This window comes from Janibacter terrae (genome assembly GCF_039636765.1).
Lineage (GTDB): Bacteria > Actinomycetota > Actinomycetes > Actinomycetales > Dermatophilaceae > Janibacter > Janibacter terrae.
Genome location: NZ_CP144167.1, coordinates 617170 through 644110 on the forward strand (window position 1 = coordinate 617170; position 26941 = coordinate 644110).

General features: G+C 72.4%; 30 protein-coding genes. 13 read left to right on the top strand and 17 right to left on the bottom strand.

What is annotated here, in order from left to right; all coding sequences use genetic code 11:
• The first annotated feature begins 123 nt into the window (after positions 1 to 123).
• A complete protein-coding gene (locus tag V3C34_RS03085) occupies positions 124 to 462 on the top strand; it encodes a hypothetical protein (RefSeq protein ID WP_068327264.1) in 339 nt (112 codons plus the stop codon).
• Here V3C34_RS03085 and V3C34_RS03090 read toward each other — a convergent pair whose 3' ends face one another.
• The 3 genes from V3C34_RS03090 to V3C34_RS03100 all read right to left on the bottom strand — a co-directional run bounded on the left by V3C34_RS03090 (position 463) and on the right by V3C34_RS03100 (position 2548).
• A complete protein-coding gene (locus tag V3C34_RS03090) occupies positions 463 to 1677 on the bottom strand; it encodes an ATP-binding protein (protein ID WP_068327261.1) in 1215 nt (404 codons plus the stop codon). It abuts the gene before it with no gap.
• A gap of 79 nt (positions 1678 to 1756) precedes the next feature.
• A complete protein-coding gene (locus V3C34_RS03095; RefSeq protein ID WP_082807670.1) occupies positions 1757 to 2104 on the bottom strand; it encodes a helix-turn-helix transcriptional regulator in 348 nt (115 codons plus the stop codon).
• 3 nt (positions 2105 to 2107) lie between these two features.
• Positions 2108 to 2548: a hypothetical protein gene (locus V3C34_RS03100; protein WP_068327255.1), complete on the bottom strand. Its 441-nt coding sequence runs from the start codon at positions 2546 to 2548 to the stop codon at positions 2108 to 2110.
• On the opposite strand from V3C34_RS03100, the gene V3C34_RS03105 reads away from it, so the two are divergent.
• The 5 genes from V3C34_RS03105 (at position 2549) to V3C34_RS03125 (ending at position 7781) form a co-directional block, all read left to right on the top strand.
• Positions 2549 to 4024, top strand: a complete 1476-nt coding sequence (locus V3C34_RS03105; protein ID WP_068327252.1) for an NAD-dependent malic enzyme — start codon at positions 2549 to 2551, stop codon at positions 4022 to 4024.
• A 67-nt stretch (positions 4025 to 4091) separates the two neighbouring features.
• Positions 4092 to 4871 (top strand): fructosamine kinase family protein, encoded by a 780-nt coding sequence (locus tag V3C34_RS03110; RefSeq protein WP_346008037.1) that lies wholly within the window; start codon positions 4092 to 4094, stop codon positions 4869 to 4871.
• Between the two features lie 88 nt (positions 4872 to 4959).
• A complete protein-coding gene (locus V3C34_RS03115; protein WP_346008038.1) occupies positions 4960 to 6249 on the top strand; it encodes a sensor histidine kinase in 1290 nt (429 codons plus the stop codon).
• The gene (locus V3C34_RS03120) at positions 6246 to 6920 is read left to right on the top strand and encodes a response regulator (protein WP_068425124.1); all 675 of its coding nucleotides are present in this window, start codon (positions 6246 to 6248) and stop codon (positions 6918 to 6920) included. The genes V3C34_RS03115 and V3C34_RS03120 overlap by 4 nt, the downstream gene beginning before the upstream one ends.
• 3 nt (positions 6921 to 6923) lie before the next feature.
• Positions 6924 to 7781: a hypothetical protein gene (locus tag V3C34_RS03125; protein WP_346008039.1), complete on the top strand. Its 858-nt coding sequence runs from the start codon at positions 6924 to 6926 to the stop codon at positions 7779 to 7781.
• Between the two features lie 23 nt (positions 7782 to 7804).
• Here the strand turns inward: V3C34_RS03125 and V3C34_RS03130 are convergent, their stop codons facing one another.
• The 4 genes from V3C34_RS03130 to V3C34_RS03145 are packed head-to-tail and all read right to left on the bottom strand — an operon-like array spanning position 7805 to position 12403.
• The gene (locus tag V3C34_RS03130; protein ID WP_346008040.1) at positions 7805 to 8449 is read right to left on the bottom strand and encodes a lactate utilization protein C; all 645 of its coding nucleotides are present in this window, start codon (positions 8447 to 8449) and stop codon (positions 7805 to 7807) included.
• Positions 8446 to 9912 carry a LutB/LldF family L-lactate oxidation iron-sulfur protein gene (locus tag V3C34_RS03135; RefSeq protein ID WP_068327234.1) on the bottom strand — a complete coding sequence of 489 codons (1467 nt, stop codon included), beginning with the start codon at positions 9910 to 9912 and terminating at the stop codon, positions 8446 to 8448. The genes V3C34_RS03130 and V3C34_RS03135 overlap by 4 nt, the downstream gene beginning before the upstream one ends.
• On the bottom strand, positions 9909 to 10673 hold the full coding sequence (locus V3C34_RS03140) for a (Fe-S)-binding protein (RefSeq protein ID WP_346008041.1): 765 nt from the start codon (positions 10671 to 10673) through the stop codon (positions 9909 to 9911). Before V3C34_RS03140 ends, V3C34_RS03135 begins: the two co-directional genes overlap by 4 nt.
• Complete coding sequence (locus V3C34_RS03145) at positions 10670 to 12403, bottom strand: L-lactate permease (RefSeq protein WP_068425114.1); 1734 nt, start codon at positions 12401 to 12403, stop codon at positions 10670 to 10672. Before V3C34_RS03145 ends, V3C34_RS03140 begins: the two co-directional genes overlap by 4 nt.
• Positions 12404 to 12574: 171 nt before the next feature.
• On the opposite strand from V3C34_RS03145, the gene V3C34_RS03150 reads away from it, so the two are divergent.
• A complete protein-coding gene (locus V3C34_RS03150; protein WP_346008042.1) occupies positions 12575 to 13303 on the top strand; it encodes a FadR/GntR family transcriptional regulator in 729 nt (242 codons plus the stop codon).
• On the opposite strand, the gene V3C34_RS03155 is transcribed toward V3C34_RS03150, so the two are convergent.
• Together V3C34_RS03155 and V3C34_RS03160 are read right to left on the bottom strand one after the other, a co-directional pair.
• Entirely contained in the window at positions 13304 to 14164 is an 861-nt protein-coding gene (locus V3C34_RS03155; RefSeq protein WP_068425111.1) for an Fpg/Nei family DNA glycosylase, read from the bottom strand.
• Positions 14157 to 15218 (bottom strand): App1 family protein, encoded by a 1062-nt coding sequence (locus V3C34_RS03160; protein WP_068425108.1) that lies wholly within the window; start codon positions 15216 to 15218, stop codon positions 14157 to 14159. Before V3C34_RS03160 ends, V3C34_RS03155 begins: the two co-directional genes overlap by 8 nt.
• A gap of 61 nt (positions 15219 to 15279) precedes the next feature.
• Here V3C34_RS03160 and V3C34_RS03165 point away from each other — a divergent pair, with 61 nt between their 5' ends.
• Positions 15280 to 15597, top strand: a complete 318-nt coding sequence (locus V3C34_RS03165; RefSeq protein ID WP_068425105.1) for a putative quinol monooxygenase — start codon at positions 15280 to 15282, stop codon at positions 15595 to 15597.
• Between the two features lie 7 nt (positions 15598 to 15604).
• Here V3C34_RS03165 and V3C34_RS03170 read toward each other — a convergent pair whose 3' ends face one another.
• Genes V3C34_RS03170 through V3C34_RS03180 form a run of 3 tightly spaced genes read right to left on the bottom strand, consistent with a single transcriptional unit; the run spans position 15605 to position 17252 of the window.
• The gene (locus V3C34_RS03170) at positions 15605 to 15961 is read right to left on the bottom strand and encodes an ArsC/Spx/MgsR family protein (RefSeq protein ID WP_068425102.1); all 357 of its coding nucleotides are present in this window, start codon (positions 15959 to 15961) and stop codon (positions 15605 to 15607) included.
• A 56-nt stretch (positions 15962 to 16017) separates the two neighbouring features.
• On the bottom strand, positions 16018 to 16941 hold the full coding sequence (locus V3C34_RS03175; RefSeq protein WP_068425099.1) for an exodeoxyribonuclease III: 924 nt from the start codon (positions 16939 to 16941) through the stop codon (positions 16018 to 16020).
• On the bottom strand, positions 16938 to 17252 hold the full coding sequence (locus V3C34_RS03180; RefSeq protein ID WP_068425096.1) for a GNAT family N-acetyltransferase: 315 nt from the start codon (positions 17250 to 17252) through the stop codon (positions 16938 to 16940). Before V3C34_RS03180 ends, V3C34_RS03175 begins: the two co-directional genes overlap by 4 nt.
• A gap of 109 nt (positions 17253 to 17361) precedes the next feature.
• On the opposite strand from V3C34_RS03180, the gene gdhA reads away from it, so the two are divergent.
• The gene (gdhA, locus tag V3C34_RS03185) at positions 17362 to 18717 is read left to right on the top strand and encodes an NADP-specific glutamate dehydrogenase (RefSeq protein WP_345913528.1); all 1356 of its coding nucleotides are present in this window, start codon (positions 17362 to 17364) and stop codon (positions 18715 to 18717) included.
• Positions 18718 to 18757: 40 nt separating this feature from the next.
• Here gdhA and V3C34_RS03190 read toward each other — a convergent pair whose 3' ends face one another.
• On the bottom strand, positions 18758 to 19018 hold the full coding sequence (locus V3C34_RS03190; protein ID WP_346008043.1) for a hypothetical protein: 261 nt from the start codon (positions 19016 to 19018) through the stop codon (positions 18758 to 18760).
• A gap of 338 nt (positions 19019 to 19356) precedes the next feature.
• Here V3C34_RS03190 and V3C34_RS03195 point away from each other — a divergent pair, with 338 nt between their 5' ends.
• Positions 19357 to 20874: a DEAD/DEAH box helicase gene (locus V3C34_RS03195; RefSeq protein ID WP_428832198.1), complete on the top strand. Its 1518-nt coding sequence runs from the start codon at positions 19357 to 19359 to the stop codon at positions 20872 to 20874.
• 84 nt (positions 20875 to 20958) lie between these two features.
• Here V3C34_RS03195 and V3C34_RS03200 read toward each other — a convergent pair whose 3' ends face one another.
• From V3C34_RS03200 to V3C34_RS03215, 4 genes are all read right to left on the bottom strand, one after another.
• Positions 20959 to 21744, bottom strand: a complete 786-nt coding sequence (locus V3C34_RS03200) for a thioesterase family protein (protein WP_346008045.1) — start codon at positions 21742 to 21744, stop codon at positions 20959 to 20961.
• Between the two features lie 23 nt (positions 21745 to 21767).
• A complete protein-coding gene (locus V3C34_RS03205; RefSeq protein WP_346008046.1) occupies positions 21768 to 22604 on the bottom strand; it encodes an SDR family NAD(P)-dependent oxidoreductase in 837 nt (278 codons plus the stop codon).
• A 27-nt stretch (positions 22605 to 22631) separates the two neighbouring features.
• Positions 22632 to 23219 (bottom strand): hypothetical protein, encoded by a 588-nt coding sequence (locus tag V3C34_RS03210; RefSeq protein ID WP_346008047.1) that lies wholly within the window; start codon positions 23217 to 23219, stop codon positions 22632 to 22634.
• 196 nt (positions 23220 to 23415) lie between these two features.
• Positions 23416 to 24396 (bottom strand): hypothetical protein, encoded by a 981-nt coding sequence (locus tag V3C34_RS03215; protein ID WP_346008048.1) that lies wholly within the window; start codon positions 24394 to 24396, stop codon positions 23416 to 23418.
• Positions 24397 to 24502: 106 nt separating this feature from the next.
• Between V3C34_RS03215 and V3C34_RS03220 the strand changes: the two genes are divergently transcribed.
• From V3C34_RS03220 to V3C34_RS03230, 3 genes are all read left to right on the top strand, one after another.
• Positions 24503 to 25303: a maleylpyruvate isomerase family mycothiol-dependent enzyme gene (locus V3C34_RS03220; protein ID WP_346008049.1), complete on the top strand. Its 801-nt coding sequence runs from the start codon at positions 24503 to 24505 to the stop codon at positions 25301 to 25303.
• 41 nt (positions 25304 to 25344) lie between these two features.
• Complete coding sequence (locus V3C34_RS03225; RefSeq protein WP_068425076.1) at positions 25345 to 26355, top strand: aldo/keto reductase family protein; 1011 nt, start codon at positions 25345 to 25347, stop codon at positions 26353 to 26355.
• A 136-nt stretch (positions 26356 to 26491) separates the two neighbouring features.
• Positions 26492 to 26938 (top strand): isoprenylcysteine carboxylmethyltransferase family protein, encoded by a 447-nt coding sequence (locus V3C34_RS03230; RefSeq protein ID WP_346008050.1) that lies wholly within the window; start codon positions 26492 to 26494, stop codon positions 26936 to 26938.
• The last annotated feature ends 3 nt before the right edge of the window (positions 26939 to 26941 follow it).

The window sequence follows — 26941 nt, forward strand, 5'->3', positions numbered from 1 at the left end:
TCTCCTCCTCGGGACGGCACGGCCGGGCGCGCCACCACGTGGTCCACACTTCCACCGCTCCGGCGGGGCGGGCAGGGACCAATGGCCCTGACGCCATGACGTCACCGGCAGCAGGATGGGCCCATGTCCGCACCATCAGCCCGACGGGCCCTGCGCATGCTGATGGCTCTCGTGGTGGTCGCGCTCCTGCTGTCGTCCTGCGCTGCCGGCCCCAACACCCTCGTGGACACGCAGCCGCAGAGCGGGTTCCTCATGGGTCTGTGGCACGGGTCCATCTCACCGATCACGTTCGTGGTCTCGCTCTTCGACGAGGACGTGACGATCTACGAGGTCCACAACACGGGCCACTGGTACGACCTCGGTTTCGTCCTGGGGTGCTCGGTGGCGTTCTCGGCGGCCGCCCGTTCCGGTGGGGCGGGTTCCTCCCGATCACGACGTCGAGGCCCCGGCTCCCCGAGCTGATCAGGTCTGCTCGCGCAGGTACCGCCCGAAGTGCGGCACCGTGAAGGCGATCCGCCCCCGCTCGGCGGAGTAGATCAGGCCCTTCTTGAGCAGCGCGTCCCGGGCGGGGGAGAGCGACTGCGGCTTCTTGCCGAGCGTGCTCGCGACCTCGGAGGTCAGGACGGACTCGATGTCGTCGAGGGCCTCCTCCCCCTTCGCCGCGATGCCGGCCGCGACGTCCGCCATCGCCCGCAGGTACTCGCGCTCGCCGGGCGTCGCCCGCTCGTACCGCGAGCCGAAGAAGCCCACCGCCAGCTCCGACTCGGCCTCGGGCGAGGCGACCCGCACGTCCTCGGCGCGGATCGGCGACTGCGGCGCCTGGTCCCACACCGCCTTGCCGTACGCCTGGATGAAGTACGGGTAGCCGCCCGTCGCGACGTACAGCGCGTCGAGCGCGCCCTGCTCGAACTCCGCGAGCTCGTCGGCCGCCGGCGCGGTGAGCGCCCGGTCGGCCTCCTCGCGGGCGAGCCGGCCGATCCGCTGGTACCGGAAGAGCCGCTCGCTGTACGACTTGCTCGCCGAGAGCACCGCCGGCAGGTGCGGCAGGCCCGCGCCGACGACGATGAGCGGCAGCCCCGACTGGCTCATCTCGTGGCAGGCGGCGCAGATCGCAGAGATGTCCTCCGGCCCGAGGTCCTGCATCTCGTCGATGAAGACCGCGACACCCCGCCCGAGGTCCGCGGCCAGACCCCCGACGTCGGTGAAGAGCTCGACGAGGTCGATCTCGATGTCGCCCGAGTCCGCGCGCCCCTTGATGGCGGGCGCGTCGATGCCGGGGTTCCACACCTCGCGCAGCTTGGTCCCGGGCTTCGCGTCGCGCTGGGCGAAGGACTTGATGACGCCGAGCACGTGCTCGACCTCCTCCTCCTGGGTGTGCCCGAGCTCGCGCACCGCCTGGTGCAGCGCGCTCGCCAGCGGGCGGCGCAGGCCGAGCTCGGGGCGCGCCTCGAGCTTGCCGGTGCCCCACTTCGCGCGGACGGCAGCCGAGCGCAGCTGGTTGAGCAGCACCGTCTTGCCGACCCCCCGCAGCCCGGTGAGGACGAGGGAGCGCTCCGGCCGGCCGCTGACGATGCGCTTGAGCACGACGTCGAAGCGCGTCAGCTGCTCGTCGCGGCCGGCGAGCTCGGGTGGGCGCTGGCCGGCGCCGGGGGCATAGGGGTTGGTGATCGGGTCCACGATGCGACCGTATCCGGGCCTCTAGGCAGATCCGGATATTGACGCAGATGCAGCGATCGGCGCGTCGCGGGCCACGGGCTCACCCGAGGTCGGCCAGGACCTCGCCGAGCTCCTGCCGTGAGTGGATGGCCAGCTTCGAGTACGCCTTGCGCAGGTGGTACTCGATGGTCTTGGGGCTGAGGAAGAGCGCGGCCGCGGCCTCGCGGGTCGTCCTCCCGTCGGCCAGCAGCAGGCACACCTGCAGCTCCTGCGGCGTGAGCGAGTCCGGGCCCGTCGGTGCCCTGGGCGGCACGCGCTCGCCGGTCGCGGCCAGCTCCACCCGCGCGCTCTCCGCCCAGAGCCCGGCCCCGAGGTCCTCGAAGGTCGACAGCGCCTCCCGCAGCACCGGGCGGGCATCGACGCGACGCCCCGCGCGGCGCAGCCTCATCCCTTACGCCAGACGGGTCCGGGCCGCCTCGAAGGTGTCCCGTGTCCTGGCATGGGACACCAGCGCCAGGGCGAAGGGGGCGTCGCACGCCTCGTCGGGGGCGACCAACCCGAGCGCCCGCTGCACGCGCGCCACGGTCCACGGCCGGGCGTCGGGGCCGGCGACGCTCGCGTAGCGCCGGGCGGCGCGGGTGGCGGCCTCGACCTCACCCACGCGCAGGAGCGCGTCCACGAGGTCCGGCCCGGGGTCGAGGTTCGCGTCGCCGACCCCGAGCTCGTCCAGCCGGGTCACGAGCAAGGTCAGCCGCTCGGCCGCCTGGGCCGACCGGCCCTCCGACAGCTCGAGCTCCCCCCTGGCCAGCTCGCACCAGATCTGCGCGACGCCGGGCTGGCACCCGTCGCGGGCTGTCGAGGACCATCGTTGCGACGGTGAGAGACTGGTCACATGCCTGCCGCAACGCCTTCGTCGTACTCCGTCACCATCCGCCTGCACACCTCGCCCGACTACGCCGTCGTCGGCCGCATCGCCACCGCGATCGCCGAGCAGGGCGGCATCGTCACCGCCGTCGACATCGCCGACTCGCGCCACGACCGGCTCGTCATCGACGTGACCTGCTCCGGCTTCGACGTCGACCACACCGACGACCTCGTCGAGGCCGTGGAGGCCATCGACGGCGTCAAGGTGCACAAGGTCTCCGACCGCACCTTCCTGCTCCACCTCGGCGGCAAGATCGCGGTGCAGTCCAAGGTCGCGCTCAGGACCCGTGACGACCTGTCCATGGCGTACACGCCGGGTGTCGGGCGCGTCTCCTCCGCGATCGCCAAGCACCCCGAGGACGCCCGCCGCCTGACGATCAAGGGCAACAGCGTCGCCGTCGTCACCGACGGCTCGGCCGTCCTCGGCCTGGGCAACATCGGCCCCGAGGCCGCCATGCCGGTCATGGAGGGCAAGGCGGCCCTGTTCAAGCAGTTCGCCGACATCGACGCCTGGCCGATCTGCCTCGCCTCACAGGACACCGAGGAGATCATCCGCGCGGTCGAGATGATCGCCCCCGGCTTCGGCGGCATCAACCTCGAGGACATCGCCGCCCCGCGCTGCTTCGAGATCGAGCGCCGGCTGCGCGAGAGCCTCGACATCCCCGTCTTCCACGACGACCAGCACGGCACCGCCATCGTCGTCCTCGCCGCCCTGCGCAACGCGCTGCGCGTCGTCGACAAGTGGCTCGAGGAGGTGCGCATCGTCGTCTCCGGCGGCGGCGCCGCGGGCTCGGCGATCGTCACCCTGCTCCTCGCGGCGGGCGCCCAGGACGTCGTCGTCTACGACCGCGAGGGCCTGCTCTCCGCCGACGACGAGTCGCTGAGCGGTGCCAAGCGCGAGCTGGCCGAGCGCACCAACCCCCGCCGGGTCCGCGGCACCCTCGCCGACGGCCTGCAGGGCGCCGACGTCTTCATTGGCGTCTCCGCGCCCAACCTGCTCAAGGCCGAGTGGATCCGCGACAACATGGCGCAGGACCCGATCGTCTTCGCGCTCGCCAACCCGGACCCGGAGATCGACCCCGCCGAGGCCGCCAAGTACGCGAAGGTCGTCGCCTCCGGCCGCAGCGACTACCCCAACCAGATCAACAACGTCCTCGCCTTCCCCGGCGTCTTCCGCGGGCTGCTCGACGCGCACGCCGAGAACGTGACCGTCGAGATGCTCATCCGCGCCGCCGACGCCATCGCCGCGGTCGTCAAGGACGAGGAGATCAACCCCTCGTACATCATCCCGAGCGTCTTCCACCCCGATGTCGCCGACACCGTGGCCGTCGCGATCGCCGGCGAGGGCAAGACCTCCGCGGGCGCGACCGGCCCGATCAAGGTGGGCTCGCGCTCGACCGCGGCCCCCGTCGACGAGACGGGCGTGCTCCCGCGCGTGCGGTGATCCCTCGAGACGGTTGCCGCGCAACCTCCTCGGGGAGCGGGCCGGTGCGAGTGGCAGGCTGGCTCCCGTGAAGCCTCCCCGCACCTACCGCAAGGACACCTCCGCCGCACCGCGCGGCTACTCCTCCTGGGAGGCCGCCGGGCTGCTGTGGCTCGCCGAGGCGCAGGCCTCGGGCGGGGCGCGGGTCGCCGAGCTGCAGGACGTCGACCTGGGCCACATCGACCTGCTCCAGTACGACCCGGCGCCGTCGACCAACGTCCAGGCCGACGAGCTGGGTGTCGCGCTCGCCGCGACCCACGCCGCCGGCGCCCCGGCCTTCGGGGCGCCGCCGGCGCGCTGGAGCAGCCACGGGTTCATCGGGCCGGCCGACTCGCCGCTGCCCATGCCGCTGGAGCCGACCGACTCGTGGGGCGCCTTCTTCGCCGAGCAGCGCATCCGCCACCTGCTGCGCATCGGCCGGTCCAAGGACCTGTGGGCCGACGAGACCGACGTCTTCGAGCGGGTCGCGACCCGGCTCGAGTCCGGCGAGCTCGACGACGGCCGCCCGCCGGCCCGCATCCACGGCGACCTGTGGGCGGGCAACATCCTGTGGACCCGGCAGGGCGCCGTCCTCATCGACCCCGCCGCGCACGGTGGGCACGCGGAGACCGACCTCGCGATGCTGCTGCTCTTCACCGCGCCGCACATCGCGCGGATCATCGCCGCCTACGACGAGGCCGCGCCCCTCGCCGACGGCTGGCAGGAGCGCGTCGGTCTGCACCAGCTCTTCCCCGTCATGGTCCACGCGGTCGTCTTCGGCGGCGAGTACGTGACCCAGGCCGTCGACATGGCCCGCGCCTACGCCTGACCGCCGGGGACGAAGGGGGGACATCCCCCCTTCGACCTGGGGGAGGACGGGGCAGACCCGCGGCACCCGCCCTCCCTAGGTTGGTCACGTGACCACAGCAACGATGACGCCGCCCCGGGAGCGCACCCGTCTCCCCCTCCGCTGGTTCGCCGGCTGGGGGAGCGTGCTCCTCCTCCTCACGAGTGCCCTCACCTCGATCTTCGCGATGGTCCTCGTCTCCCTCGTCGTCGCCTCGGTGCTGCTCATCAGCGCCGGCGGCGTGGGGATCTTCCTGCTCGTCCCGCTCCTGTGGCTCTGCGGGGTGATCGGCCACGCCGAGCGGCACCGGATCATCGCCCTGTCCGGGCGCAGCGTGCACCCGCCGGCGCGCGTGGAGCAGCCGCTGTGGCGCCGTCTCTTCCTCGACGTGCACTCCTGGCGCAGCACGGCCTACCTCGCGCTGCACTCGCTGTGGGGCTTCGTCACGGGCTGGGTGACGCTCGCGGTCCTCACCCAGGCGCTGCTCGTCCTCCTCCTGCCGCTCTTCGCCGGGAGCATCCCGGAGCGCGGCTTCCTCGTCTTCGGCCTGGTGCGCGTCGACGGGGCCGTCGCGACCGCGTCCGTGTGGACCGGTGCGCTCGTCACGCTCATCCTCATGCCGCTCGTCGCGCACCTGCTCACATCGGTCGACGTCATGCTCGCCCGCTGGCTCCTCGGCCGCGACGAGCGCCGGGTCGTCGAGCACCTGGCCGCCCGCGTCGACACCCTCACCGACTCCCGCCGCGAGGCCGTGGACTCCGTCGAGGCCGAGCGCCGGCGCATCGAGCGCGACCTGCACGACGGCCCGCAGCAGCGGATGGTCTCGATCGCGATGACCCTCGGCATGGCCAAGGAGGCCATCCACCGCGACCCCGACGCCGCCGCCGAGCTCGTCGACGAGGCGCACCGCTCCGCGAAGGAGGCCATCGTCGAGATGCGCCACGTCGCCCGCGGCATCGTCCCGCCGATCCTCGCCGACCGCGGGCTCGAGGCCGCCCTGCCGGCCCTGGCCGCCCGCTCCGCCGTCCCGACCTCGGTCGACGTCCGCGACGTCGGGCGGCTCGACCCGACGACCGAGGCGATCGCCTACTTCGTCGTCAGCGAGGCCCTGACCAATGTCGCCAAGCACTCCGGCGCCGCCCACGCCGAGGTCGACGTCACCACGACCGACGGGCACCTCGTCGCCGTCGTCACCGACGACGGCCGCGGCGGTGCCGACCCCGGCCTCGGCACGGGCCTGACGGGGCTGCGCCAGCGGCTCACGGCCGTCGACGGGACGCTCGACGTGTCCTCCCCGAACGGTGGGCCGACGCGGCTCACCGCCACCCTCCCCCTTCGCACCGGACGGAGCCTGCGATGACCGACACCCAGCCCACCCCCACCAAGGTCGTCCTCGCCGAGGACTCCGTGCTCCTGCGCGACGGGATCGTGCGCCTGCTGGGCTCGGCCGGCTTCGACGTCGCGGCCGCGTGCCCCGACGCCGAGAGCTTCCTCGTGGCGGTCGACGAGCACGAGCCCGACCTCGTCGTCGTCGACGTGCGGATGCCCCCGACCTTCACCTCCGAGGGCATCGTCGCGGCGCTGCGGGTGCGCGAGTCGCACCCCGAGACCGCGGTCATGGTCCTCTCGCAGTACGTCGAGGAGCAGTACGCGACCGAGCTCGTCGCGTCGCGGTCGAAGGGGGTCGGGTACCTCCTCAAGGACCGCGTGGCCGACACGAGCGACTTCATCGCCGCGCTGCACGACGTCGCCGGCGGCGGGACCGTCCTGGACCCCGAGGTCGTCACCCAGCTGCTCACCCGGGCCCGCCACGCCGACCCGCTCGCCGCGCTCACCCCCCGGGAGCGGGACGTCCTGGACCTCATGGCCCAGGGCCGCACCAACTCCGCGATCGGCAAGGCGCTGTACATCTCCGACGGGGCCGTGGAGAAGCACGTGACCTCGATCTTCACCAAGCTCGACCTGCCTCCGGCCGACGGCGACCACCGACGGGTGCTCGCCGTGCTCCGCTGGCTCGACCAGGAGGACTGACCCGTGACGAGCACACCCACCACCCCGCTGCCCCCTCGTCCCGGGGAGCCCACGGACCCCGAGTTGCGCGAGCGGTACCGCGACGACGCCGTGGAGCAGCGCGCGCAGCGCCGCACCGCGGCCGGACGGGCGGCCGCCGAGGCGCCGCCCTCGCGCACGCCGCGCGGACCGATCCTGGCCCTCGCCGGGCTCGTCTCGCTGGTCCTCGTCCTGCTCGCCGGCCTGAGCCTCGTCGGGCCGATGCTCAAGCAGACCGAGACGACCGAGCAGGCACTGCCCGCGGCGTCCGCCGTCCGCATCGAGGGCGACGTCGGGGCCATCCGGGTCCGCGCCGCCGAGCCGGGCGAGCGGCCCAAGGTCGTCATGACGAGCGAGTGGGGCCTGCGCAGGCCGACGACCACCGTGCGCGAGAGCGACGGCACGGCCCGGCTGACCTCCCGCTGCCCCTCGTGGGGCCCGGGCACGGTCTGCAGCGTCGACTGGCTGGTCGTCGTGCCGCCCGCGAGCGACCTGACGATCGAGCACGGTGTCGGTGACATCCAGGTCGAGGGCCTGTCCGGGGACGTCGACGTGGAGGCGGGCGTCGCGGACGTGACGATCGCCCGGTCCACCGGCGAGGACGCGAGCATCCACCTCGGGGTCGGCGCGATCGACTACGAGGCCACCGAGCCGCCACGGGAGGTCGACCTGAGCGTCGGCGTCGGCGAGGCCCGCGTCCGTGTCCCCGACACCGTGCCCTACCGGGTGACGACGCAGGGCGGGGCCTCGGACATCACCAACACCATCGGCAGCGACCCCACGGCCGAGCGCAGGATCCGGGTGGAGTCCGGTGTGGGCGCGATCATGATCGACCCGAGCTGACCTCCCCTTCGTCCCGCGGGACGTCAGGCGTCGACGAGGAGGACGACGAGGGTCCGCGGACCGTGGACCCCCTCGACCCGCTGCAGCTCGATGTCGCTCGTGGCGCTCGGTCCGCTGATCCAGGTCAGCGGCCGGGCGTCGGCGGCGTCCGGCCGCAGCCGGGCCACCGCGTCCGGTACGTCCTGCACCACCTGGTCGGCGCGCACGACGCACACGTGGGTGTCCGGCACGAGGGTCAGCGCCCGCCGGCCCTGGTCCTCGCGGTGGTCCAGGACGATCGTGCCCGTGACCGCGATGCCCAGCGCCGCGGCGGTGACCACGGCGTCGGTGGCGTCGAGCTCGGCGTGCGTGCTCGTCCGCGACTCGCGTCGCACCTCGGCCACGCCCGCGACCGACTCCACCCAGGCCGGATCGAGGCCCTCGGGGACGACGACGCTGCGGCACCCGTTGCCGCGCAGGGCCGTCGCGATCGCCTCGGTGAGTCCGTCCGCGGGCACCCGGACGACCTCGGCCCGGTAGTCCCGCACCCTCTCGACGAACTGCGTCAGGCCGTCCGCGTCGACGGCGCCGCTGCCGGTCAGCCGGTCCCGGGGGACGGAGCCGGCCTCGGTGGTGACGTCGGCGGTCGCCCCGCGCACCCGGTTGAGGATCTCCTCGCGCGCGCTCATCGGTCATCGCCTCTCTCGCGGGCCCACCACTGGCGGAAGGACTCGGTCGGTGGGGTGGGTACGTCGCGCGCGTCCGTCCACGCGCCGAGGCCAGGCAGGGACCGGATCGTCCGGTCGGCGACGGCGCGCCCGACCAGGCCGGACACCTTCTGCGCGCCGGCCAGGCGCTTGGGGTCGGAGAGCACCCAGGCGGCGGCCCGCATGGCGGCACCCTCGGCGACATGGCCCTCGGCGGTGACCCGACCGCGCAGCTCGACGAGCAGCTCGGGGATGTTGATCCGTACCGGGCAGGCGTCGAAGCACGCGCCGCACAGGCTCGAGGCATAGGGCAGCGACGCGTCGATGTCACTGCTCGTGCCCCGCAGCTGCGGGTTGAGGACCGCGCCGATCGGGCCCGGGTACACAGAGCCGTAGGCGTGGCCGCCGGTCCGCTCGTAGACGGGGCAGACGTTGAGGCAGGCCGAGCAGCGGATGCAGCGCAGGGCCTCGCGGCCGACGGTGTCGGCGAGGACGTGGCTGCGACCGTTGTCGAGCAGGATCACGTGCACGTCCTGGGGTCCGTCGCCGTCGTGCGCGCCGGTCCACATCGTCGTGTACGGGTTCATCCGCTCGCCCGTGCTGGAGCGGGGGAGCAGCTGCATCATCGGGGCCAGGTCGTCCCACGTGGGCAGGACCTTCTCGATCCCGACGACGGAGACGAGGGTCTCCGGCAGCGTGAGGCACATCCGCCCGTTGCCCTCGGACTCGACGACGACGAGCGTGCCGGTGTCCGCGATCGCGAAGTTGGCCCCGGAGATCCCCACCTTGGCGCGCAGGAACTTCTCCCGCAGGTGCAGCCGCGCGGCCTCGGCGAGGCGCGCCGGGTCGTCGGTGAGGTCCTCGGGCGCGGGGCGCCCGACCTTGGCCATCTCCCGGAGGAAGATCTCGCGGATCTCGCTGCGGTTGCGGTGGATCGCGGGTACGAGGATGTGGCTCGGACGATCGTGCCCGAGCTGCACGATGAGCTCGGCGAGGTCGGTCTCCCACGCGTGGATGCCCGCCTCCTCGAGCGCCTCGTTGAGCTCGATCTCCTGGGTCACCATGGACTTGACCTTGACGACCTCGTCGACCTCCTTGGCGCGGACGATCTCCAGCACGATCCGGTTGGCCTCGACGGCGTCCCGGGCCCAGTGGACCGTCGCGCCCTGCGCGGTGAGGGACTCCTCCAGCTGCTCGAGGTAGTCGCCCAGATGGGTGAGGGCCTCGTCCTTGGCGTCGGCCCCGGCGACCCGCAGCGCCTCCCACCCCGGCAGCTCCTCGACGACCGCGGCCCGCTTGTCGCGGATCGTGTGCGTCGCGTGCCGCAGGTTGCGTCGCTGCTGGGTGTTGTCGAGGGCCTCGCGGGCGGCGTCGGGGAAGGCCGGCATCCCGACGAAGGTCGGCGAGGTCTCCTGGACCGGTCCGCCGCGGGTCTGCGTGCTCATGAGGGGTCCTCCTCCGTGGATGCCAGGATCTCCGCCAGATGCATGTGCCGCACCCCGGACCGCTGCCGGTCGAGCATGCCGCCGATGTGGGCCAGGCAGGAGTTGTCGCTCGCGACGACGACCTCGGCGTCGGTCGAGCGGATGTTGCGGCACTTGTCCGCGCCCATCGCGACGGAGACGTCGGCGTTCTTCACCGCGAAGGTCCCGCCGAAGCCGCAGCACTCCGTGTCGCCCGGCAGGTCGACGAGCTCGAGCCCGCGGACCGCCCGGAGCAGCTGCAGCGGCTTGTCGCCGACCCGCAGCATGCGCAGGGAGTGGCACGTCGGGTGGTAGGTGACGCGGTGCGGGAAGTACGCGCCGACGTCCGTCACCCCGAGCACTTCGACGAGGAACTCGGACAGCTCGTGGACCTTGGGCGTCACCCGCTGCACCCGCTCGAGCAGGCGGTCCTCGCCCGCGTGCCGGGCGATGGTGGCGTGCTGCTCACGGACGGAGCCGACGCATGAGCCCGACGGCGCCACGACGGCGTCGTACCCCTCGAAGACGTCCGCGAAGCGCTGCACCATCGGGACGGCGTCGCGGCCGTACCCGGTGTTGGTGAGCACCTGGCCGCAGCAGGCCTGCTCCATCGGGAACTCCACCCGCACGCCGAGCCGCTCGAGGAGGCGGACCGTTGCCTTGGGGGTGTCGGGCCACATCGTGTCGTTGAAGCACGTGGCGAAGAGGGCGACGCGCAGGTCGGTGCGGGCCGGGGCGGTCACGGGAGCATCCACGACAGGACCGTCGACTGGAGGCCGACGAGCAGACACATGACGAGGATGAGGCCGATGCTCCACGGGAGCACCTTGCGCAGGATCGCCGACTCCTGCCCGACGAGACCGACGGCCGTGGCCGCGATCGTGAGGTTCTGCGGGCTGATCATCTTGCCGACCACTCCTCCGGAGGTGTTGGCGGCGACGAGCAGGGTCGGGTCGATGCCGGCCCTCTCGGCGGCGCTTTGCTGCAGGGTAGCGAAGAGTGCGTTGGCGCTGGTGTCCGAGCCGGTGACGGCCGTGCCGATCCAGCCGAGCAGGGGGCTGAAGAAGGCGAACGCGGTGCCGGTCCCGGCGATCCACGCGCCGATGGTGATCGTCTGGCCGGAGAGGTTCATGACGTAGGCCAGGGCGAGGACCGAGGCGACGGTGAGGAAGGCCCACCGCATCTTGACCGCCGTCTCCTTCATCTCGGCGAAGAGGCCGGAGAAGCCGATGCCGTAGGCGAGGGCGACGACGACGGAGCAGACGAGGAGCATCGTGCCGGGCGAGGACAGCCAGGAGAAGGTGTAGGTCGCCGACCCGTTGACGCTGCCGTCGTGGTTGAGCACCTCGCCGGCCAGACCGGGCCACGGGATCTTGGCGTTGGTGCCGGTGAGCCAGGTGTCGACCGCCGGCACGAGCTTGGCGACGGAGAAGACGGCGACGACGAGGACGTAGGGGAACATCGCCCACGCGATGCGCCGCGGCGTGAGGGCCCGGGCCTGGGCGTCGAGCTCCTCGGGGGAGATGTGGTAGTCGCCGGCGGCGCCGGACGGGGCGCCGTCGGTGCCGGCGCCGACGGTGGCCAGCTGCTTCTCGCGCTCGACCTGCAGGGACTCGGTGGCCGCGTCGCCACCGGAGGGCTGCCACACGCGCAGGAAGGCGACGGCGACGGCGAGCGAGACGAGCGAGGCGATGATGTCGGTCATCTCGACCGAGATCCACGTGGCCGAGACCCACTGCGTGACGGCGAAGGTGATGCCGATGACGACGGCCGCCGGCCAGGTCTGGCGGACCCCCCTTCGCCCGTCGACCATGAAGACGAGCAGCAGCGGGACGAAGATCGCGATGACCGGGGCCTGGTGGCCGACGTAGGCGCCGATCTCCTGGTACGGGATCCCGGTGAGGTTGCCGGCGGTGAGGATCGGGATGGCGATGGCGCCGAAGGCGACGGGGGCGGTGTTGGCGAGCAGCACGACCGTGGCGGCGCGAAGGGGGGCGAAGCCGACGGCCATGAGCATGACGCCGGTGATGGCCACCGGGGCGCCGAAGCCGGCGAGGGCCTCGAGCAGCGCGCCGAAGCAGAAGGCGATGATGATCGCCTGGATGCGGGGGTCGTCGGAGATCAGACGGAAGGTCGCGCGCAGGTCCTCGAAGTGCCCCGACCGCACGGTCACCTGGTAGAGGACGATCGCCGTGAAGACGATCCACATGATCGGGAAGAGGCCGAAGACGGCGCCCTCGGTCGCGGCGAGGCCGGCGAGGGTGAGCGGCATCTTGAAGAAGATGACCGCCACGAGGATCGCGACCGCGACGGCGGAGAGGCCGGCCCAGTGGGCCTTCCACTTCAGGACGCCGAGGGTGACGAAGATCGTCACGAGGGGGAGCAGGGCCACGAGGGCGGAGATCGCGAGGCTGTCGGCCACGGGCGAGATCTCGGGTTGGAATGAGGTCGGTAGTGCGGCGAGCGTCGTCATCTCGTCCTCCGGTGCACGTCGTCGGGCGGGGAGTCAGCAATGGTCGGACCATTGCCCGGGTGGGACGACGATAGAGCCCCGGGAGGGCCCGAGTCAATGGTCGGACCAATCTCTCTCATGAATGGTCCGACCATCTGTCCGTCGGCTGCCCGGGCGTGCCATCCTGTGCTCGTGACGGACGCTCCCGCCCCCGACCGGGGCACGCCGGGCCTCAAGGCCTACGAGGTCGTGCTCGAGTGGGTCGACGCCCGGATCCTCGACGGCCGCCTCACGGTCGGCGACACCCTGCCCGCGGAGCGGGAGCTGGCCAAGATGCTCGAGGTCGGCCGGGCCGCCGTGCGCGAGGCCGTGCGGACCCTCGAGGCCCAGGGCGTCGTGCGCTCGGCGGTCGGCGCGGGCGCCGCCGGAGGCACGATCATCACCGCGGTGCCGAGCGGGGCACTCGGGCGGCTGCTGCGGCTGCACGTCGCCCTGGCGAACTTCCCCCTGCCCGACGTCCTCGAGGTGCGCGTGGCGCTCGAGACGCTGAGCGTGCGCCTCGCGGCCACCCACGCGAGTCCGCAGGACCTTGCCGAGATGGAGCGTCTGCTCGAGGCGATGGAGGACCCGCAGGTCGACCGCGGTCGCTTCAACGACTGCGACACCGCCTTCCACGTGCTGCTCGCCCGCGCGGCCGGCAACCACCTGGCCCGTGACTTCACCGCCGCGATCCGCGAGTCGATGCGCCTGCCGATCCTCGACGCCTTCCGCTCCGTCGGGACGTGGGAGGACGTCGCGGACAAGCTGTGCGCCGACCACCGGGCGATCCTCGAGGCGGTCACCGCCGGCGACCCGGACCGGGCCGCCGCGGTCACCGAGGCGCACATCCGCTCGGCGTGGCGGCTCATCACCGCGGACTGACTACTTGAGGAACTTGCTCGTGCGCCGGTCCGCGAGCGGCTTGCCGCCCGTCTGGCAGGTGGCGCAGTACTGCAGCGAGCGGTCGGCGAAGCTCACCTCGCGCACGACGTCACCGCAGACCGGGCAGGCCTCGCCGGTCCGCCCGTGCACCCGCATCCCCGAGCGCTTGGCGTCCTTGAGCTCGGCCGCGGCCTTGCCCGACGCGGCGGCGATCGCCTCGGTGAGGGTCGTGCGCAGCGCCTCGTGGAGCGTGTCGACCTCCTCCTCCGTCAGCGACGAGGCGAGGGCGAAGGGGGACAGCCGCGCCGCGTGCAGGACCTCGTCGGAGTAGGCGTTGCCCACGCCGGCGATGAGCGACTGGTCGCGCAGCACCCCCTTGATCTGCGTCTTGCGTCCGGCGAGGAGGACGCCGAAGGCCTCGCGGGTCAGCTCGCCGGAGAGCGGGTCGGGACCCAGGCGGGCGATGCCGGGGACCTCCTGGACGTCACGCACGAGGTAGGCGGCGAGGGACTTCTTGGTCCCCGCCTCGGTGACGTCGAAGCCCGACCCGTCGACGAGCCGCACGCGCAGCGCGATCGGCGACTTGCCGGGGCGCAGTGGTGTGCCGGGCAGCTCGTCGGACCAGCGGATCCAGCCGGCGCGGGCCAGGTGGATGACGAGGTGCGTCCCGTCGCAGTCGATGTCGATGAACTTGCCGTGGCGGTGGACCCCGTCGACGGGGGCGCCCTCGAGCGCCTGCGGCGGCGGGTCGAAGGTCTTGAGCACGGAGAAGGACGCGAGCTCCAGGCGCTCGACGGCCAGGCCGGAGAGCCGCTCGCCGAGCACGTCGACGAGCCGCTGGACCTCCGGCAGCTCAGGCACGGGTCGCCCCGAGGCACTCGCGCAGCTGCTCGAGCATCGTGTAGCCGTCGCTCGCGTGGCACACCGGCAGCTCGACGCCGACGTGCTGCGCGTAGTCGTCGGTCGCGATCGGCGTGAAGTGGCTCAGCAGCTGCTCGGTCGCCGACAGCGTGCGGATGCCGATGGCGCGCACCCGCTCGGGCAGCTGCTCGGCGAACTCGCCGTAGATGCTCGGGTCGTGCTGCCCGTCGTCGCCGATGAGCAGCCAGCGCACGTCGGGCAGCTCGCGGGCGAGCCGGTGCAGGCAGGCGCGCTTGTGGTCGCGACCGGAGCGGAACCAGCCGGTGTTGGTCGGCCCCCAGTCGGTCATGAGCATCGGGCCGAGGGGGTAGCCCGAGCGCCGGAGGAAGCGGGTGATGGACGGCACCGCGTTCCACGCGCCCGTCGAGACGTAGACGATCGGGGCGCCCGGGTGCTCGGCGAGCAGCTCGCGGTACATCGTCGCCATGCCCGGCACGGGGCGGCGGGTGCCCTCGTGGCGGAAGAAGGTGTTGTACGCGGCGATCATCGGTCGCGGCATCGTCGTCGTGATGATCGTGTCGTCGATGTCGGAGACGATGCCGAAGGTCTGCCCCTGCTCGACGACGAAGACCGCCGCCGTCGTGTCCGCCGCCCGCGGGGAGACGATCTGCAGGTCGTGCCAGCCGGGCTCCAGGCCGTGGCCGGTGATCGTGAGGTCGAGCAGCCCGGACCGGTCGGACCGGGTGCGGTACTCGCGCTCGCCGATGCGCACGGTGACCGGCTCGCCACCGGCCGGTGTGGTGAAGAAGGCGCGCCACCCCCTTCGCTCGCTGTCGGCGGTGCGCAGCTCGAGCCACGTCGCGCGGGCGTCCGCGGCCGCCGGTGCGTACGGGCGACGGGTCATCAGGACGCGGCCGAGGACGCGGACGCGCTCGGTGCTGCCGTAGCCGGTGAAGGCGAGGACGCGGGTGCCCCAGCCTCGTCGGCGCATGGCGCCGGCCAGCTGGCGGTGCCAGGCGTCCTCGATGATCGCGGCTGCGTGCGGTCGCGTCATGGGGCCGAGCCTAGGGGAGGATGTGCCCGGGCGTGGTCATCCGGCGGGCTAGCGTGGGCGCATGATCCTCATCGTCGTGAAGTACCGCACCAAGCCCGAGTACACGGAGCGCTTCCCGCAGATCGTCCGGGAGTTCACCGAGGCCACGCGGGCCGAGCCGGGCAACATCTTCTTCGAGTGGAGCCGCAGCATCGAGAGCGACGACGAGTGGGTGCTCGTCGAGGCCTTCCAGGACGACGCGGGCGAGGCGCACGTGACGAGCGACCACTTCGCCCAGGGGCTCGAGGCGATGCGCCCGACCCTCGCCGAGACGCCCCGCATCATCAGCCGCACCGTCGAGGGGACCGGCTGGGACGAGATGGGCGAGCTGCAGGTCTGAGCGTCGCTCAGCCGGCCAGGAAGGGCGCGACCCGCTCCTTGGGCCGACCGATGATCGCGACATCGCCCTTGACGAGCACCGGGCGCTGCATGAGGCGCGGGTGCTCCACGAGCACGGCGACGACCTGGTCGACGGTCGCGACGTCGGCGTCGGTCAGGCCCTGCTCCTTGAAGAAGGAGTCGCGGCGCACGAGGTCGGTCGGCTCGTCCTCGAGCTTGCCGATGAGCTCGCGCAGGGCCGCCTCGTCGAGGGGCTCCTTGAGGTACTGGACGACCTCGGCCTGCGTGCCGGCCGCGTCGACGGCCTCGATGGCGGCGCGGGAGGTCGAGCACTTCGGGTTGTGCAGCACGGTGACGTCACTCATGGGGCCAACCTAACCACCGCTCCCTGAGGAGGTCGCGAAGCAACCGTCGCGAAGGGTCAGTCCGCGTAGTCCACGACGACCGCGGCGTGGTCGCTCACCCGCTCGGGACCGCTCGCCGGGCGGTCGGTCCCGGCGGTCACGGCTCGCCGGGCCAGGCCGGGCGTCGCCAGGTGGTAGTCGATCCGCCAGCCGGTGTCCCGGTCGAAGGCCCCGCCCATCCACGACCACCACGACATCGGGCCGGACGCGTCGGGGTGCTGCGCGCGGACGACGTCGACGAGGGTGCGCGGCGAGACGATCGAGGAGAACCACTCGCGCTCCTCGGGCAGGAACCCCTCTGACCTGCTGCTGCTGCGCCAGTTGGTGAGGTCCTGGGGCGTGTGCGCGATGTTGAGGTCGCCGAGGAGCAGGAACTCCCGACCGGCGGCGCGGGCCGCCTTGCGGGAGCGGTCGAGCTGTCGGGCGAAGGAGGCGAGGAAGCGCATCTTGCGCTGGTACCTCGCGCCGCCGTCGGGGACCTCGCGCCCGCCGGGCTTCTGCAGGTGGGCGGGCAGGCCCCCCTTCGGCAGGTAGAGCGAGGCAACCGTCAGCGGAGGTGCGTCCCCTGTGTCATCGATGTCGACCTCGATGTACCGCCCTTCCGAGGCGAAGGGGGACAACCCGCGCGCCATCGTGCCGGGCGGGGAGGGCTCGGTGTGCAGGTGCTCCTCGCCGGGGGCGCGCATCAGGACCTCCCCGTCCCAGGTGCGCACGGCCGACGGACGGGTGCGGGTGAGGACGGCGACGCCGTTGCGGCCGGCGATGTGGCCCGGCTCGTAGGCCAGATGGTGGTCACCGAAGACCCCGCTCGGCAGCTGCTCGGGTGGGCAGCGGACCTCCTGCAGGGCGACGACGTCGGGCCGGCGCTCGGCGAGCCAGGTCTCGAACCCCCTTCGCTGCGCCGCCCGGATGCCGTTGACGTTGAAGGTCGCGACCCTCACGCGTCGATCGCGGCGAGGTCCGCCGGGGTGGGCTGCGAGGTGATGTCGCCGTGCTCGGGGTGCTTGCCGAGCCACTTCTTGACGTAGGGGCAGACGGGGACGACGGTCAGACCTTCCTCGCGGGTGGCCGCGACGGCCCGTTCGACGACGATGCCGGCCAGCCCCTGCCCGCCGAACTCCTCGTCGATCTCGGTGTGGAAGAAGACCCGGCGCCCGTCGTGGTCGGCGAACTGCGCGAACCCGGCCACCTTCCCCTCGCTCGTGATCTCGAAGCGGTCCGGGCCGGACTGGCGACTCACCTGGGTGCTCATGCCCCAACCCTGCCACGGACCCCTTCTCACCTGCAGAACGCCTGCGGCCCCCTCGTGCCTGCCCGGCTAACGTGAGGTCAGACCCACGCCCGCCTCTCGAGGAGCCCGCATGACCGCTTCCGCGCTGCACCCGAACTTCCAGGCCCACTTCGACGAGGTGATCGCCCGCAACCCGGGTGAGAAGGAGTTCCACCAGGCCGTCTACGAGGTCATGCAGTCGCTGAGCCCGATCGCCGGCCGCGTCGACGAGTACGCGCAGTGGTCGATCCTCAAGCGGATCGTCGAGCCGGAGCGTCAGATCATCTTCCGCGTGCCGTGGGTGACCGACTCCGGCGACGTGCAGATCAACCGCGGCTTCCGCGTGGAGTTCAACTCCGCGCTCGGCCCGTACAAGGGCGGGCTGCGCTTCCACCCGAGCGTCAACCTGTCGATCATCAAGTTCCTCGGCTTCGAGCAGGTCTTCAAGAACTCGCTGACCGGCATGCCGATCGGCGGCGGCAAGGGCGGGTCGGACTTCGACCCCAAGGGCCGCTCCGACCAGGAGATCATGCGGTTCTGCCAGTCCTTCATGACCGAGCTGTACCGCCACATCGGCGAGTACACGGACGTCCCGGCCGGCGACATCGGTGTGGGCGGACGCGAGCTCGGCTACCTCTTCGGCCAGTACAAGCGGATCACCAACACCTACGAGTCCGGTGTCCTCACGGGCAAGGGCCTGTCGTGGGGCGGCTCGCAGGTGCGCACCGAGGCGACCGGCTACGGGACGGTGTTCTTCGCGCAGGAGATGCTCGCGGTCAAGGACGACTCGCTCGAGGGCAAGCGGGTCGTCGTCTCGGGCTCCGGCAATGTCGCCATCTACGCGGTCGAGAAGGTGCACCAGCTCGGCGGCACGGTCATCGCCGTCTCCGACTCCGGCGGCTACGTCGTCGACGAGGGCGGCATCGACCTCGGCCTCCTGCAGGAGATCAAGGAGCGCCAGCGCGGTCGCCTCACGGACTACGCGGAGGCGAAGGGGGGGTCCGCCCGCCACATCGCCGACGGCACCATCTGGGACGTGCCGTGCGACGTCGCCCTGCCGTGCGCGACGCAGAACGAGCTCTCCGAGGAGCACGCCGCGACGCTGATCAAGAACGGCGTCAAGCTCGTCGCCGAGGGGGCCAACATGCCCTGCGTGCCGGGTGCGATCGAGGCCTTCCGCGCGTCCGAGGTCCTCTACGCCCCGGGCAAGGCCTCCAACGCCGGCGGCGTCGCCACCTCCGCCCTGGAGATGCAGCAGAACGCCAGCCGCGACTCCTGGGGCTTCGAGGAGACCGAGCTGCGCCTCGAGGAGATCATGCGCGACATCCACACCAACTGCGTGGCCACCGCCGAGGAGTTCGACAGCCCGGGTGACTACGTCGCCGGCGCCAACCTCGCCGGCTACATCAAGGTCGCCGACGCGATGGTGGCCCAGGGCGTCATCTGATCGACCGCCCATCGCGACGAACTGTGGCTGGCTGTCGACGTCAGTCGTGGCAGCAGCAGGTGCACTCCTCGTCCTCGTCGTGCACGAGCTCGAAGCGCCGCCCGAGGCACAGCCGCACGAGCGCGACGCTGCTCGGGTTCTGGCAGATCTCGAAGCTGCCCTGCTCGTGCCGGCGGAGCAGCTCCACGGCGGCGAGCATCCCGGCTGCCTCGAGCGGGCTCAGCTCCGGTGAGTAGAGCCTCGCGCGCAGGGCGGTCAGCTCGGAGGTGTGGTCGGGGACGGGGCGGGTCCGGTGCGTCATGTGGTCACCCTGAGCTCGGTCGAAGGGGGTGTCAGCTCGCCTCGTCGGGTCGTAGCTGAACCGCAGCTGCATGACTGGTCAGGTTGTGCGTTGAACCGGTAGTCCCTCATGCCGGCAGCGCCCTCTGAGCATGCGCCGGTCCCCTCAGCTACCACTTGAACACACAACCGTCCGGCCACCCCGTGGTCAGGACCGCCCCCCTTCGCCCGCTACACTCGACACAGCAGCCGCCCAGTTCTGCAGCGAGCTGCTTCTTTGATTGCACCGATGCCATCGCGCCGCGATCGTCCCCTGCGTTGCCGCAGGCTGGCTCCCGCGCCGGGCAGAACCGAAGCATCATGACTCCGTCTGGAGCACCCTTCGTGACCAACACCTTCGCCGACCTCGGCGTGCCCACCGCCCTGACCTCGATCCTCGAGCAGGACGGCATCACCATCCCCAGCCCGATCCAGGCAGCGACGTTGCCGGACTCCCTCGCCGGCCGGGACGTCCTTGGCCGCGGCCGCACCGGATCGGGCAAGACCCTGGCCTTCGTCCTGCCGATGCTCGCCCGCCTGGCCGAGGCCAACCGGCGCCCCCAGGCCAAGCGCCCCCGCGCCCTGATCCTCGTGCCGACCCGTGAGCTGGCGACGCAGATCGACGACGTGCTGGCTCCCTTCGCCTCCGTCCTGGGCATGCGCAGCCGCACCGTCTTCGGCGGGGTCGGCCAGAACCCGCAGGTCCAGGCCATCGCCCGCGGCGTCGACGTCGTCGTCGCCTGCCCGGGGCGTCTCGAGGACCTCATGCAGCAGGGCCACGTCGACCTCTCCGGGATCGAGATCACGATCCTCGACGAGGCCGACCACATGGCCGACCTCGGCTTCCTGCCGGGCGTCAAGCGCATCCTCGACAAGACCCCGCGCGGCAGCCAGCGGATGCTCTTCTCCGCGACCCTCGACGGCGCGATCAACCAGATCGTCAAGCGCTACCTCGAGCAGCCGGTCACCCACGAGGCCGACTCGGCGCAGTCGCCGGTCGCGAAGATGACCCACCACGTCCTGCACATCAGGAACGACGACCACCTCCCGGTCCTCACCGACCTCGTCGCCGCGCCGGGTCGCAAGGTCGTCTTCACCCGCACCAAGCACCGCGCCAAGAAGATGGCCCGCCAGCTCAACGCCGCCGGTGTCCCCGCGGTCGAGCTGCACGGCAACCTCAGCCAGGGCGCACGCACCCGGACGATGGAGGCCTTCCACTCCGGCAGCGCGCAGACCCTCGTCGCGACCGACATCGCCGCCCGCGGCATCCACGTCGACGACGTCTCGCTCGTCATCCACGCCGACCCGCCGGTCGAGCACAAGGCCTACCTGCACCGCTCCGGTCGCACGGCCCGCGCCGGTGCCGAGGGCACCGTCGTCACGCTGATGACGGACGAGCAGGTCCGCGACGTCCGCGACCTCACCCGCAAGGCCGGCATCAAGCCCACCACCACCCGCGTCGCCGTCGGGCACGAGCTCCTCGCGGAGCTGGCCCCGGGCGAGCGGACCTTCCCCGGTGGCTTCGTCGCCGACGTCCCGCAGCAGCAGGGCGGGGCGAAGGGGGGCTCCCGCGGTGGTGGCCGTGGCGGCCAGTCCCGCAGCGGCCAGGGCGGTCAGGACGGCCAGCGTCAGCGCGGTGAGCGCGGCGGTGCCGGGCGCAACCGCAACGGCGGCGGCTCCGGCCAGGGCCGTGGCGGCTCCGGCGGCGGTCAGTCGCGCGGCGCCTCGGGCGGCCAGCGTCGCTCCGGTGGCCAGGGCGGCGGGTCCGCCCGCCAGGGTGGCAGCCGCGGCGGCAGCGTCGTGGCCTTCAGCTCCAGCAGCAGCGGCCGCAACCGCTGACCCCACGCCGCACGACGAAGGAGCGCGACCCACGGGTCGCGCTCCTTCGTCGTGTCGTCGGTGGTCCCGGCGTGACCGCGCCGCTCAGCCGAAGACGGCCACCGTCTGCCGGCTGATCGCGACGAGGCGCCCGTCCGGGTGCCAGATCCGCGCGTCCGTGTGGGCGTAGCCACCCTCGGCGCGGTCGGTGCGCACGGCGTAGGCCCAGTGGGTGTCGGGCTCGGCCGCGACGTCGTCGGTGATCTCGAGCGACCAGGTCAGGCTGCTGCCGGGGGCCGGCTGCGACAGCATCTGGATGACCGCGGGCGGCCACGCGTCGGCGAGGCTGACGAAGTGCCGTTCGTCGAAGACCGGCGGCGCCTCCCGGAAGCGCATGAAGCCGTGCAGGTGCGAGGTGTCGACGCCCGTGTACGGGAAGCCGCCGTCGGCCAACCGCATCTCGACGTGCTGGAAGAAGTCGGGCGACGCGCCGGGGACGTGCGGGAAGGGCTCGATCGTCTCCGGCGCGGGCAGCGTCGGCATCGCGCCGCTCTCGTGCGGCACCGAGATCGTGGACTCGCGCTCCCGACCGAAGGCGGCGAGCACAGCCGCGACGACCTGGCCATCCTGCACCACGTGCGCCTGCGCCTGGGTGGCGTTCTTGCCGCGACGCAGCGTCGTCACCTCGGCCCGGGCGCTCCCCGGCGCCAGCGGCGCGACGAAGCTGACCATGAGGTGCCGCAGCGGCGGGGCGTCCGGCAGCTGCGCACGCAGCGCGGCGAGGGCCAGCCCGGCGACGAGGCCGCCGTAGGTGGCCCGTCCCTGGCCCCAGCCCTCCTCGACGTGGAGGGTGCCGGTCCCGGCCCGGTCGAGCATCTCCTGCAGATCCATGGCCGCAGCCTACAAATGCAGGATCAGCGGTCGAGCAGCAGTTGCGCCCGGTACCCCTCCCGGTACGTCGGGTACCGCAGCTCCAGCCCGCTCGACCGCAACCGCGTGTTGAGCATCCGCCGTCCGTGCGGCTCCTCGACCCCGGTCGGCGCCGGGCGCGGCACCCCGAGCTCGTCGGCGACGAAGTCCCGCACGTCCCCGGCCAGGGCCGGCTCGTCGTCGGTCCCGACGTAGAGGTCGCTCGGCTCCGCGGCCATCGTCAGGAGGTGGGTGATTGCGGCGGCCGCGTCCTCGCGGTGGAGGCGGTTGGTCCAGCGGCCGGGGTCGGCGTTGTGGCCCTCGCGGGTCATGCGCACGAGCCGGTTGCCGGGGGCGCCGTAGAGCCCGCTGAACCGCAGGATGCTCCCGTGGGGGAGCGCCGCGCGGAAGAGGGCCTCGGACTCGAGCAGGATCTTGGGTCGATCCGCTTGCGGCGCAACGGGAGTCGTCTCGTCGAGGTCGCCCTCGAGGTCGCCGTACACGCTCGTCGACGACACGAGCACCGCTCGCCGCGGCATCCCGGCGCGCAGCACGGCGTCCAGCCCACCGCGGACCCCGTCGAGGTAGGCGCGGCGGTACCCCCCTTCGTCCCGGCGGTCGGGGGTGAGGGAGATGACGAGCAGGTCCGCGGGCAGGTCCGGGACGTCCCCGGAGGCGAGGTCGGCGGCGACGCCGTGGAAGCCCTCCGGCAGCGCGGCGACGTTGCGCCGCACACCGGTCACCTCGTGGCCGCCGGCCAGCAGGGCGGTCCCGACGCGGATGCCGAGGTCGCCGCACCCGAGCAGCACGGTACGAAGGGGGGATCCCTCGGAGTCGGTCATCCCCTGATCGTGCCAGCCGCTCGTTCCTCAGACCGTCTCGGGGACCGGCAGGTCGGCCTCCACGACCTCGGTGGCATCGGTGATCGCCCCGTCCGTCCCCACGGTCACGTCGTGCCGCACCAGGTCGCCGTCGGTCACCGTCCACAGCTCCACGATCCACGGCCCGTCGCCCGTCACCGTGGCGGCGGAGATGTCATCGGCGTGGTCACGGCGGACGGCCTCGATCCGGGCCGTCTCCTCCTCGGAGGGCGTGGGGACGAACCGGATGTCGTCGACGGAGGACAGGCGCGCGTAGCCCTTCGTCATGTCCCGCGTGGCGTCGGCGTGGACGGCGGCGAGCTCCTCCGCCTCGTCCGCGCTGGTCACGCGGGCCCCCTCGATCACCTGCTCCCAGCGCTCGGGGAAGCCGCTCAGGACGACGACCTCACGACCGGAGTCCTTGATCCCCATGAACCACCGCTGCGGGTGACCCCCACCGCTCGGCAGGACGTCGACGACCTGCCAGTCCCCGAGGGCGGCTGCCTCGATGGGGGAGACGCTCGTGGTGTCGGCCCGGACGGTCCGCGCGATCGTCGGGCTGGTCGCCTCCAGGGTCGTGGCGATCTCTTCCTGCATGTCCTTGCCTCCTGTTGTCGTGCTCCGGGTCGGTGCCTGGGTCGTGCTCGGGTCGGTCGTGGTGTCCCCAGCGCATGCCGACACGGGCACGAGGCAGAGGGCCGCGGCGGTCATGGCCCAGACGTGCCGCAGGGGTCGAGGTCGTGACATCAGCTCCATGGTCCTTCGACGCTACCCATCTTCGAGCGGTTCCTCGTCAGTTCACCGAGTCCCAGTGGGACCCGTAGTACTCGGGGTAGGTCTGACCCGTGTTGGACGTCGTGTAGTAGCCACTGGTGAAGAGCTCGTAGATGGCGTCCTGGCCCGCCTGGTCGGCCTCCTCGGGGGACTTGCCCGCGTCGATGGCGCTCTGGCGCGCGGCGTCGTAGTCCTGCTCGGCCCTGCTGACCGGCACGTCCACCCCGGCCTCGCGCTGCTGCTTCGCGTAGCTGACCTCGGTCGCCACGGCCTCGGTCTCGTCGCGCAGACGGTTGTCGAGGTACTCGTCCCGCGGGACCTCCGTGGCATCGACCGGGCGGTCCTCTGCGTCCCACCGCGCGTGGCTGGCCTCGTGGATGATCGTCGACGAGTTGTCGTACCCGGGCCCGATGACCATCGCGTTCAGCCCTGCGTCGTAGATCGCGCCCTGCTGGTTGGGGTCGACGATGATCTCGATGCCGTTGCGCGCCATCCAGTCGAGGGTGGCGCGACCCTGCGGCGTCGCCTGCATCTCCTGGATCATCGGGTCGTCCGGGTCGGCACCCTCGGGCAGCTGGCCCTGGCCTGCTCCCGGGTCCTGCGTGCCGCTCCACGGGTCGTCGCCGAAGAGCCGGCGCAGCCAGCTGCCGAACCCGTCACGCGCGTCGTTGTTGTCCGGGCTCACCGGCTCACGGGACCCACCGACGCCCCGGTCCGGGCCGCCGTCGTCGCTCGTGCGGCGCTGCTGGTCGGCCTCGGCGCGCAGGCGGTCCACGGCCTGCTGCAGGGTCTGAGCGGCCTGGGCGACCTGCTGCCGCGCCGCCGTCCACTCGTGGCAGAAGCGCTCCAGGTCGCCGCCCTGCCACGCGTCCTCGAGCACGTGCACCATCGCCGTACCTCGCTCGGCGATGTCGTCGACCCGGTGGCTCTGGCTCTGGAGGTTGCCGGCGATGTCGTCCAGGCGCTCGGCGTTGCTGCCGTGGCTCACGGTCTGGCTCATCTGTTCCCCTCGATGTCTCTCCGACGTCCTCGGCACACGTTAGGTCCGGCAGCAGCCGCGGGGCGATGGGGAGCGCTCCCCACGACCTCGCCCTACGCTGACCAGCATGACGCGACCGGACCCCTTGGCCTTGTGGGACGAGACTGCCCGCGACCTGCTCGCCGTCCTGCGCGAGCTCGGCGACGATGACTGGGACCGGCCGGCCCTGCCGGGGTGGACCGTCAAGGACGTGCTCGCCCACCTCGCGCACCTCGAGTCCGAGGCGGCGGGCATGGACCAGCCCGAGGGCGGCCGCGTCGCGGTGGAGTCGGGCGCCAACCAACCGATGCCGACCGACCTCACCGGGGTGGGCGTGGCCGCCCGCCGGGAGCGCTCTGCCGCAACGCTGCTCGACGAGTTCGAGACCGCCTGCGTCGCGCGCCGCGAGGTCCTCGCCGCCCTCGACCAGTCGGACCCGGGCACCCCGGCGCCCGGCATCGTCGGTGACCTCGGCTGGGACCTGCGCACCCTCCTGCGCAATCGCCCGATCGACCTGTGGGTCCACGAGCAGGACATCCGCCGCGCGACCGGGCGGCCGATGACGACGACCGGCGTCGGTGCCGCCCACGTCGCCGGCCTGATGACGAAGGTCTTCCCGACGACGCTGCGCCGCCTGCCCGTCGGCACGTCGGTGGTCGCGACGATCACCGGACCGCAGGGGCGGGTGCTCGCGGCCCGGGTGGGCGAGGACGGGAGGGCGGCCCCCTTCGACCCGAGCGAAGGGAGCGACGTCGCCCTCGAGATGGACGACGCCACCTGGCTCCTCCTCACCGGCGGTCGCATCACCCCGGAGGAGGCGGCGGTCGAGGTGACCGGCGACGCCGACCTCGCCGCGACCGTGCTCGGTCGCCTCAACGTCACCCCCTGACGGGACGACGGTCGGGGTGCGCGGGCACTAGCGTGAGCCCCATGGAGCACCGATACCTCGGCAACAGCGGTCTCAAGATCAGTGAGATCGCCTACGGCAACTGGCTGACCCACGGGTCGCAGGTCGAGGCCGACGCGGCCACCGCCTGCGTGCGGGCCGCGCTCGACCACGGCATCACCACCTTCGACACCGCCGACGTCTACGCCAACACCAAGGCGGAGAGCGTCCTCGGCGAGGCACTCAAGGGCGAGCGGCGCGAGTCGCTCGAGATCCTCACCAAGGTCTACTGGCCGACCGGTCCCGGCGGGCCCAACGACTCCGGCCTCTCGGCCAAGCACATCCGCGAGTCGATCGACGGCTCGCTGCGGCGGCTGCAGACCGACTACGTCGACCTCTACCAGGCGCACCGCTTCGACACGGAGACCCCGCTCGAGGAGACGATGCAGGCCTTCGCCGACGTCGTCCGGCAGGGCAAGGCGCTCTACATCGGCGTCAGCGAGTGGACCGCCGAGCAGATCCGCGAGGGGCACGCGCTCGCGCAGCAGCTCGGCATCCGGCTCATCTCCAGCCAGCCGCAGTACTCGATGATCTGGCGGGTCATCGAGGACCGCGTCGTCCCGACCTGCGAGGAGCTCGGGCTCTCGCAGATCGTCTGGAGCCCCATCGCCCAGGGCATACTCACCGGCAAGTACCAGCCCGGTCAGGCCCCGCCCGCCGGCTCGCGCGCCACCCACGAGGAGGCGGGCAAGCCGATCGCCGGCCGCGTGGGCGACGAGGCGCTGCTGACCGCCGTGCAGCAGCTGCGCCCGATCGCCGACGAGGCGGGCCTGTCGATGGCCCAGCTCGCCGTCGCCTGGGTGCTGCAGAACCCCAACGTCGCCGCCGCGATCATCGGCGCCTCGCGCCCCGAGCAGGTCGAGGAGAACGTCGCCGCCTCGGGCGTCACCCTCTCCCCGGAGGCCATGGTCGCGATCGACGAGGCCCTCGAGGGCCACATCGAGCGCGACCCGGAGATGACCACGAAGAACGCTCCGGCCACGCGCCCGACCTGACCCCCCTTCGAGACGTGGGCGATGGCTGCTATCCAGGCGCGATAGCGGCCATCGCCCGCTTCTCGGCGAGGGGCGGCGGGCAGGACCAGGTCGAAGGGGGTGTCCCCGGCCACCGCACCTCACTACCGTTGGGTGCATGGCCATCCCGTCGATCCTCCGCTCACCCCCCGTGGTCGGGCTGGCATCGCTCGCCGCGCAGCGGGTGCTGGCGCGCGGCTCGACGTCCCCCGGCACGTCCGCGCTCGGTGCGGCGGTCGCCGTCGCGGGTGTCGCCCTCATGGGCGCCGGCATCCGGCAGATCCGATCGGCCGGGACCACGCTCGACCCCATGCACCCCGAGGGGGCGACCGCGCTCGTGCGCGATGGCATCTTCAGGCACTCACGCAACCCGATCTACCTCGGGGACGCCCTCCTGCTCACGGGGCACGCCATCCATCGGCGTGACCTGCTCGCGCTCCTCCCGGTCGCGGTCTTCGTCGGGGTGATCGACCTCCTCCAGATCCCCGAGGAGGAGGCGGCGATGCTCGCGACCTTCGGGTCGAGGTACGGCGACTACGTCGCGACGGTGCGGCGCTGGTTCTGAGGC